The following is a 7,778-nucleotide window of genomic DNA, read 5'->3' as shown; positions in this document are numbered from 1 at the left end:
GCGCCAGGCGTCCAGGTGGTCTCCGGAGACGGCGATTTCCAGGCCGTCGTAGCCCCAGCCCGAGGCGAGGCGCGCGACTTCCTCGAAGGGGAGGTCGGCCCACTGGCCGGTGAACAGGGTGTACGGGCGGGGCATGTCAGGCTCCTTCAGTGGTGGTGGTGTTTAGGGAGGTGGTGTGAAGCTGGATCAGTGAGCTTTTGGCCGCCGCGGATTCTTCGATGGCAGCGAGCACATGCTGGACGTTCAGGCCTTCTTCGAACGACGGCGAGGGCTGGCTGCCGTCCCGAATGGCCAGCAGAAAGTCCCGGATCTGGTGCGTGAAGGTGTGTTCCCAGCCGATGATGTGACCCTGCGGCCACCACGCTTCGAGGTAGGGGTGCTCGGGTTCGTTGACGAGGATCCGGCGGAAGCCCTGTTCGCGGACTGGTGCGGTGGCGTCCAGGAATCCGAGCTCGTTCAGCGCTTCGAGGTCGAACAGGATGGTGCCCTTGTCGCCGTATATCTCAAGCTTGAGGGAGTTCTTCTGGCCGGTCGCTACCCGGCTGACTTCCACCGAGGCGATTGCTCCGGAGGCGAGGGTGAGCGTGGCCCAGGCGGCGTCGTCGACCGTGACATCTTCGGGGCCATTCGCCCCGGGGCGGCGAGTCACGAAAGTGTGGAGGCGGCCCGTGACCTCGGTGACGGCATCACCCAGGAGGAACAGGACTTGGTCGATGGCGTGCGAGGCGATGTCGCCCAGCGCTCCGGAGCCGGCGGTTTCCTTGCGGAGCCGCCAGGTCATGGGGGATTCGGCGTCGGAGAGCCAGTCCTGCAGGTAAGCGGCCCGGACGTGGCGGACGGTGCCGAGGCGGCCTTCGGCGATGAGTTCGCGTGCAAGGGCCAGGGCTGGGACGCGGCGGTAGTTGAAGCCGATCATCGACTGCACGCCCTTCGCGCGGGCGGCCGCGGCGGCAGTGGTCATGGCTTCTGCCTCGGCGATCGTGTTCGCCAGCGGCTTTTCCACCAGGACGTGTTTGCCGGCCTGGAGGGCGGCGATGGCGATTTCGGCGTGCATCCAGCCTGGGGCGCAGATATCGACAATGTGGACGTCGTCCCGCTCAATGACGGACCGCCAGTCGGTGGCGGACTCGGTCCAACCGTACTTTGCCGCGGCTTCCGCGACGGCATCCGCGTCCCGGCCGACGAGCACCTTTTGCTCGAAGGCCGGGACGTCGAAGAAGCTGGCCACATTCCGCCACGCGTTCGAGTGGGCTTTACCCATGAAGGCATAGCCGATCGCGGCGACCCCCAAGGTGCGGGTAGGTTGCTGGTTGCCCTGGCTCTGGTCAGTGTGGGCGGGGGTGCTCATGGTGTGGTTCCTCGTTACTTACGGAGTTGCGGTTGCCTGGAGTGTTGCGGTTTCCGGCGCCCAGTCCTCCGGGACTGGTTCGGAGGTGGGCGCGTTGCTGGTGACGTCTACGAAGGAGCCCGATTCCACGGATTCGGAAATCGAGACCATCGTGTCCAGTACGTGATAGGCCAGTTCGCCGGTGGCGCGGTGCGGGGCGCCTGAGCGCAGGGCACGGGCCATGTCCAGCACGCCCAGACCGCGGCCGTTGGCCGGTCCGGTGGCCGGGATGATCTCGGGTTCTTCCGCCCCGGGGCGCCAGAGCTTGAGGTCGCCGTCGAAATAGTTCGGGTCAGGCAGCGAGAGCGTGGCCTCGGAGCCGGTGATTTCCACGAAGCCCATCCGCAGGCGCGGGGACTCGAAGGAGAACACGCTGTGCGACGACGCGCCGCTTTCGAACTGTGCCATCGCGGAGACGTGTGTAGGGACCTCGACGGCGAATTCCTCCCCGGCCTTTGGACCGGAACCAATGATCCGGGTCGCCTTGGCGGAGGAGCCGACGGCGGCCACCTTACGGACCGAGCCGAAAGTCTGGATGAGGGCTGTGAGGTAGTACGGGCCCATGTCGAACAACGGGCCTGCGCCGTGCTGGAACAAGAACGCCGGGTTCGGGTGCCAGGATTCCGGGCCTGGCGTCTGGAACGTGGTCATTCCCGTCAACGGGGTGCCGATGTCCCCGCGCTCGATGATCCTACGGGCGGTCTGTAGCCCGGCGCCCAGGAACGTATCAGGCGCGGTACCAAGCCGCATCCCAGCAGCGTCGGCTACCTTCAACAAGCCAAGCCCGGACTCACGGTCCAGGGAGAACGGCTTCTCCGTCCAGACGTGCTTGCCGGCCTTGACCGCGGCCGTGGCAACCTCGACGTGCGCCGCCGGGATGGTCAGGTTCACGATGATCTCGACGTCGGGATGGTTCAGTGCCAGCTCGGGCGCACCGAATTCGGGGATCCCGTATTCCTTGGCCCGCGCCTCGGCGGCCTCGACGAAGAGGTCTGCGATCACGAGGACCTTCACGTCCGGGAACGTGGTGATGTTATCCAGATACTGCTTGCTGATATTGCCCGCACCGATGACCGCGATGCCAACGGGACCCTTGCGGGTTGAAGGTGTGAAACTCATGCCCCTGCCTCCTCGGAAATAGTTCCTTCGGCCGCCTGAACGCTTGCCGCAGCCGTCAAATACCTCAGGCTCTCGGTGATGCCCTCAAAAATATCGCCGGAGTAGTCGTCGAACTCCACCACGCCAACTTCCAGGGACTGGGCTGCGGCGATGATGTCCAGGACCGGGATGCTTCCCTGGCCGGCGGGCTGTTGGGCCTTGGTATCCGTGGTGGCCGGTCCGTCCTTGATGTGGATGAGTTTCACTCTTTCACCCAGGCGGGTCAGGAGTTCCACGGGGTCTTGACCCCCCACGGCAACCCAGTACGTGTCCACCTCAAGGACGAGTTCCGGATCCAGCAGTCCCTCAAAGTACTCCAAGGCGGTCTGGCCTTCGATGGTGGACTCCAGCTCCCAGGCGTGGTTGTGGTAGCCGACGCGGATGCCGTACTCAGCGCCCTTCTTCGCTGCCGCGTTCAGCGCTTCGGCCGTGTCTTGGATGGTTTCGGCGTCCTGCCAGTGCTCGGCCGGAAGGAAGGGATCAATCACAGTGGTGATGCCCAGTTCCTTGGCCGCAGCGAAAATCTCGTCCTGGTCCTGGCTCAAAAGCGGTGCGTGCCCGGAAGGAGCGGTAAGGCCGTTCTCCTTTAAAGCGGCGCCGAGTTCCTTGGCGGTGGCCACGAAGTTGTACGGCTCAACCTGCGTGAAGCCGATCTCGGCAACCTTCTTGATGGTCCCAGGCAGGTCTTCCTGGATGGCGTTGCGAACGGTGTAGAGCTGAAGTGAATACGACATGGATGCCTTCTCGGTGATCGTCCGGATAACGGTGTTGCTCGTACTTGGGTGTTGCTTCCACTTAACAGTGAACCTACTTAACTGCTCCTGACGACAGCCCTGCCACCAAGTGTTTTTGCACCAGGATGAAGCCGATCAAAACGGGCAGGCTGACCACAACCGAAGCAGCCATGAGTTGGTTCCAGAAAACATCCGACTCGCTGGCGTAGGCCTTGAGCCCCAGGGACAGTGTTTTTGTGGATTCGTTGGTCAGCACGGATGCGAACAAAACCTCGCCCCACGCGGAGATGAACGAATACACGGCCACCGCGATGATGCCCGGCTTGGCAACAGGGAGGATCACACGGAACAGTGCTCCCATCCTGCCAGTGCCATCGATCATCGAGGCCTCTTCCAGTTCCTTGGGAATCGAGGCAAAGTAGCCGCTCAGCATCCAGATGGCGAAAGGCAGAGTGAACGTCATGTACGTGATGATCAGCCCGAGGTAGGAGCCCTGCAGCTGCAAGCCGGTCATGTTGCGGATCTGCGTGAAGATCAGGTACAGCGGCAGGAGGAACAGGATGCCAGGGAACATCTGGGTAGAGAGGACAGTCAGGCTGAAAGCGCGCTTTCCTTTGAACTGCAAGCGCGCAATGGCGTAGGCGGCAAGGACGGCGACTGTCACTGAGCACGCTGTTGCGCAGACGGTGATGATGAGGCTGTTCTGGAAGTACTTGGCCAGCGGAACCGTGGTCCAGATGTCCAGATATGGTGATGCCGTGATTTCGCGGGGAATCCACTGGAAGAGTCCGGAGACGTCCTTGAGGGGTTTCAGCGATGTGGAAACCACGACGAAGAGCGGGACCGCCACCCAGAGGGACAGGATGGTCAGGACTATGTTCCTGAGGATCCGGAAGTTGCGTGTCTCAATCATTGTCGGCTCCCTTGGGCAGCACCATGCGGATGTAGAAAGCGGAGGCAATGAACAAGGCGATCAGCAGGAGCACGCTCATCGCGCCGCCCAGACCGAAGTTCCAACTGCCGAAGGAGTTTTGGTAGATCAAAGGGGAAATAAGGGTGGCTTCCTTGGGAGACGTGGCTCCAAACAGGACAAAGGGGACGTTGAACTGGTTGAAGGTCCACAGCGACATCACCATGAGCAGCACACCGTTGGCCGGGCGGACCATGGGCAACGTGATGCGCCGGAACTGCTGCCAGAGTGTGGCGCCGTCAATGGCCGCTGCCTCATAGACGTCAGTGGGAACGTTCTGCAGGGCCGCCATCAGCATGAGGAACGCGAAGGGCCACAACTGCCACACGTTCACAATCACCATGGCTCCGAAGGAGTTCTGGCCCAGCAGCCAGAAGGGGCGTTCGTCGCCGAAGAGGTGGAGGGTGTCCACGAGGATTTGGTTCACTGCGCCGTCGCGCTGGTTGAACATGAAGGCCCAGGCAATGGTTCCCACGTAGGCCGGGAGTGCGTAGGGGACCAGGAAGAACGTGCGAAGAAGAGCGCGTCCCTTGAAGTTGGAGGAGAGGAAAACCGCGCCTGCCATGCCGAGCACCCAGGAGAAGCCGACCACCAGGATGGTGTACCCCAGCGTGCGGCCAACCGTGCTGAAGAAGGCCTGACCGATGGTGCTGTCCGGGTTGAGGCCGTTGATGAAGTTCTGGAGCCCAACGAACGGTGCGTTGAGCCAGTTGGTGAGGTTGAGCTGCGTCAGGGAGATGAACGCGATCCAGATGCCAAGGAGCATCGGTCCGATGTGGATCAGGAGCTCAAGGATCGCGGCCGGAAGGATCAAGCCGTAGGGGAGGAATGAGCGACGCCGTTTACGTACCGGCGGTGTGCTTGCGGCCCGTGGTTGGCCGGGCTCGGGATCAATGGCAGCGGGGCTGCCTGCAGCGGCCGGGCCGCTGTCCAATGCTGAATGGGACATGGAAACTCCTTTGCCGGAGCGGGGACGCCCACGTTGTGGTGGCGTCCCCGCTCATGAGGCTTGGTTACTGGGCCGCGGCCATCTGGTTGTTGGCGTCCTTGAGGGCCGCCCGGATGTCGTCTTCGGAAACAGTTCCCGTTGCCGCCTTGGCAAAGAGGTTCTTGATTGCCGTGCCGGTGAGGGTCTCCATCTGACCCTCTTTCGCGATCAGCGGCATGGGCAGGGAGTGGTTGGCCAGGGCGTCGTTCTTGGCCTTGACTTCTTCAGTCTGGAAGGCTGCATCGCTCGACGCCGCAGTGACTACCGGCAGCGAGGAATAGGCCTTGTTCAGGGCAATCTGCTCTTCGTCGCTGGTCAGGAACGCGGCAAGCTTGATGGCGTTTGCCTTGTTGCCGCTGTTCTTGAAGACGCTGAGGTTGATACCGGCCACGTGGCTCTGTGTGCCACGCTCACCGGTAGCTCCGGCGGTCATCATGGGGATCGGGGCTACGCCCCAGTCCTTGAAGTCGCGCGCCGCAAAGTTCTTCAGCGGGCTCTGGTCGAACATCATGGCGGCCTTGCCGTTGATGAGGTTGTCCACCTTTTGGCTGCCTTGGCTCAGTTCAGCGTCCGACGGCGACATCACCTTGTCCGTGGCCATCAAGTCCACGAACTGCTTGACTCCCTCTACCTGGGGATCGCTGTCGAAGGTGGGCTTTCCGTCACCGTCGAACAAGGTGCCGCCGTTTTGCAGGCCACGAACGAACGCTTGGTGCGAGTTGGCGGAAACGGATGCCCCGGCTGCGGTGAAGCCCCACTGATCAGGTTTGCCGTCACCGTTGGTGTCCTTGGTGAGCTTCTTGGCATCGGCTACAAACTCGTCCCACGTCGTGGGGGCCTTCTCGATGCCGGCTTCCTTGAACAGCTTGGTGTTGTAATACATGTTGTAGGCCAAGCCGTAGAGCGGCACAGACGTGGGGGTCTTGCCTTCCGCGCCACCGGTTGACCAGCTGGTCTTCAGGAAGCGGTCCTTGCCGCCAACGGCCTCCAGAAGTTCACCTTCCACGGGTTCAAAGGCGCCCGTCTCCTGAAGGGTCACAGCCCACGTGTTTCCGATGTTGAGGACGTCGGGGCCGTCGCCACTGGTGACGGCAGTGAGAATGCGGTTGTAGAGGTCAGTCCAGCTGATGACTTCCAGCTGTACCTTTACTCCCGTCTTTTCCGTAAAACGGTCGAGCGTGGGCTTCAGCTTGGCTGCGGTGTCGTCCAGGCTGTTGCCTTGGTCCGATGCCCAGTAGGTGATGGTGTCGCTGCTTGCCTGTGGGGTGCTACCGCCACCGCAGGCGCTGAGACCCAGTGCCAAGGCTGCCGTCGCGGCAACCGCCGAAAGGACTTTCAGGGGATTCTTCATGATGCTCCGGTTTTCTCGTCGTCGAGCTGGTGCTGGCTGAAACTAGGCTGAAAGCGTTGCTGCCGTGGGATCCCAATCCTCGGGCAGCGCAGGGACCTGTGCTGCGGAACTTTCCACATCCACGAAGGCCCGGTTGTCGATTGACTCTGCGATGGAGGCCATGGTGTCCAGGATGTGGAACGCAAGTTCACCTTGGGCGCGGTGCGGCCGGCCCTCACGGATGGCGCGGGCCATTTCCAGGACGCCCGCGCCACGGCTGGCAGTTGAGCCAATTGAAGGGACGGTTGTCCAATCGTCGGAACCGAGCGCGCAAATCCTGATGTCGCCGTCGAAGTTGTTCGGGTCCGGCAAAGCGATGGTGGCCTCGGAACCCGTGATCTCCACGAACCCTGCGCGCTTGAGCGGGGAATCGAAGCTGAAGATGCTCTGGGCAGACTCACCGTTCTCGAACTCCAGGATGGAGCTGACGTGCGTAGGGACTGTGACGTCGAACGTCTCGCCGGCCTTGGGACCCGAGCCGATCACGCGTGTTTCGCGGGACTTGGAACCGAAAGCGCCTACCTTGCGGATGCTGCCAAAGGTCTGCACGAGCGTGGTCAGGTAGTAGGGGCCGATGTCGAACAGAGGGCCGGCGCCGTCCTGGAAGAGGAAAGCAGGATTCGGGTGCCAGGATTCCGGGCCCGGGGACTGCATCAAGGTCAGCGCAGTCAGGGGAGTGCCAATGTCACCGCGTTCGATCATCCGGCGGGCAGTTTGGAGGCCGGCGCCGAGGAACGTGTCCGGTGCGCAACCGAGCCTGACGCCGGCTGCGTCCGCGGCCTTCAGCAGGCCCAAGCCACTTTCGCGGTCCAAGGAGAAGGGCTTTTCGCTCCAAACGTGCTTGCCTGCGTTGACAGCCTGCGTGGCAACTTCCACGTGAGCGGCGGGGATGGTCAGGTTGATGACAATCTCCACCTCCGGGTGGCCGAGGACAGCATCGATGCCACCGTGTACGGGGATGCCGTACTCGTTGGCTCGGGTGGCTGCGGCCTCTTCGAACAAGTCACCGATCGCCACAACGCGAACATCGGGGAAGCTTGTGAGGTTGTCGAGGTACTGCTTGCTGATGACACCTGCGCCGATGATGCCCACGCCCACGGGACCTGAACCTAAGGGGGTTGACATCAGAGAACCAAAGGCCGCTCCTGCTG

At 62.4% G+C, this 7,778-nt stretch carries 7 protein-coding genes and 1 pseudogene; all 8 read right to left on the bottom strand.

Features of this window, described 5'->3' with window-relative positions; translation table 11 throughout:
* A pseudogene (locus tag AC1DD5_RS16655) lies at positions 1–135 on the bottom strand (sugar phosphate isomerase/epimerase); the annotation flags it as partial.
* 1 nt (position 136) lies between these two features.
* The gene (locus tag AC1DD5_RS16650) at positions 137–1,348 is read right to left on the bottom strand and encodes a Gfo/Idh/MocA family protein (protein WP_442017431.1); all 1,212 of its coding nucleotides are present in this window, start codon (positions 1,346–1,348) and stop codon (positions 137–139) included.
* A gap of 18 nt (positions 1,349–1,366) precedes the next feature.
* A complete protein-coding gene (locus AC1DD5_RS16645; protein WP_442017430.1) occupies positions 1,367–2,506 on the bottom strand; it encodes a Gfo/Idh/MocA family protein in 1,140 nt (379 codons plus the stop codon).
* Complete coding sequence (locus AC1DD5_RS16640) at positions 2,503–3,279, bottom strand: sugar phosphate isomerase/epimerase family protein (protein ID WP_442017429.1); 777 nt, start codon at positions 3,277–3,279, stop codon at positions 2,503–2,505. Before AC1DD5_RS16640 ends, AC1DD5_RS16645 begins: the two co-directional genes overlap by 4 nt.
* Before the next feature lie 73 nt (positions 3,280–3,352).
* Positions 3,353–4,192, bottom strand: coding sequence for a carbohydrate ABC transporter permease (locus tag AC1DD5_RS16635; RefSeq protein WP_442017428.1), 840 nt, complete (start codon positions 4,190–4,192; stop codon positions 3,353–3,355).
* Positions 4,185–5,198: a carbohydrate ABC transporter permease gene (locus tag AC1DD5_RS16630; protein ID WP_442017427.1), complete on the bottom strand. Its 1,014-nt coding sequence runs from the start codon at positions 5,196–5,198 to the stop codon at positions 4,185–4,187. Before AC1DD5_RS16630 ends, AC1DD5_RS16635 begins: the two co-directional genes overlap by 8 nt.
* A 64-nt stretch (positions 5,199–5,262) precedes the next feature.
* Entirely contained in the window at positions 5,263–6,588 is a 1,326-nt protein-coding gene (locus AC1DD5_RS16625) for an ABC transporter substrate-binding protein (RefSeq protein WP_442017426.1), read from the bottom strand.
* Positions 6,589–6,630: 42 nt separating this feature from the next.
* Entirely contained in the window at positions 6,631–7,752 is a 1,122-nt protein-coding gene (locus AC1DD5_RS16620; RefSeq protein ID WP_477522147.1) for a Gfo/Idh/MocA family protein, read from the bottom strand.
* Positions 7,753–7,778 lie beyond the last annotated feature (26 nt).

This window comes from Paenarthrobacter sp. 10L420 (assembly GCF_056395385.1).
Note: the sequence above shows the minus strand (reverse complement) of the source record. Positions and strands in the feature narration are given on the sequence as shown.

Bases quoted from the DNA above. Each gene is read 5' to 3' on its own strand.
- AC1DD5_RS16650 (WP_442017431.1), bottom strand. From the start codon at position 1,348: ATGAGCACCCCCGCCCACACTGACCAGAGCCAGGGCAACCAGCAACCT.
- AC1DD5_RS16645 (WP_442017430.1), bottom strand. From the start codon at position 2,506: ATGAGTTTCACACCTTCAACCCGCAAGGGTCCCGTTGGCATCGCGGTC.
- AC1DD5_RS16640 (WP_442017429.1), bottom strand. From the start codon at position 3,279: ATGTCGTATTCACTTCAGCTCTACACCGTTCGCAACGCCATCCAGGAA.
- AC1DD5_RS16635 (WP_442017428.1), bottom strand. From the start codon at position 4,192: ATGATTGAGACACGCAACTTCCGGATCCTCAGGAACATAGTCCTGACC.
- AC1DD5_RS16630 (WP_442017427.1), bottom strand. From the start codon at position 5,198: ATGTCCCATTCAGCATTGGACAGCGGCCCGGCCGCTGCAGGCAGCCCC.
- AC1DD5_RS16625 (WP_442017426.1), bottom strand. From the start codon at position 6,588: ATGAAGAATCCCCTGAAAGTCCTTTCGGCGGTTGCCGCGACGGCAGCC.
- AC1DD5_RS16620 (WP_477522147.1), bottom strand. From the start codon at position 7,752: ATGTCAACCCCCTTAGGTTCAGGTCCCGTGGGCGTGGGCATCATCGGC.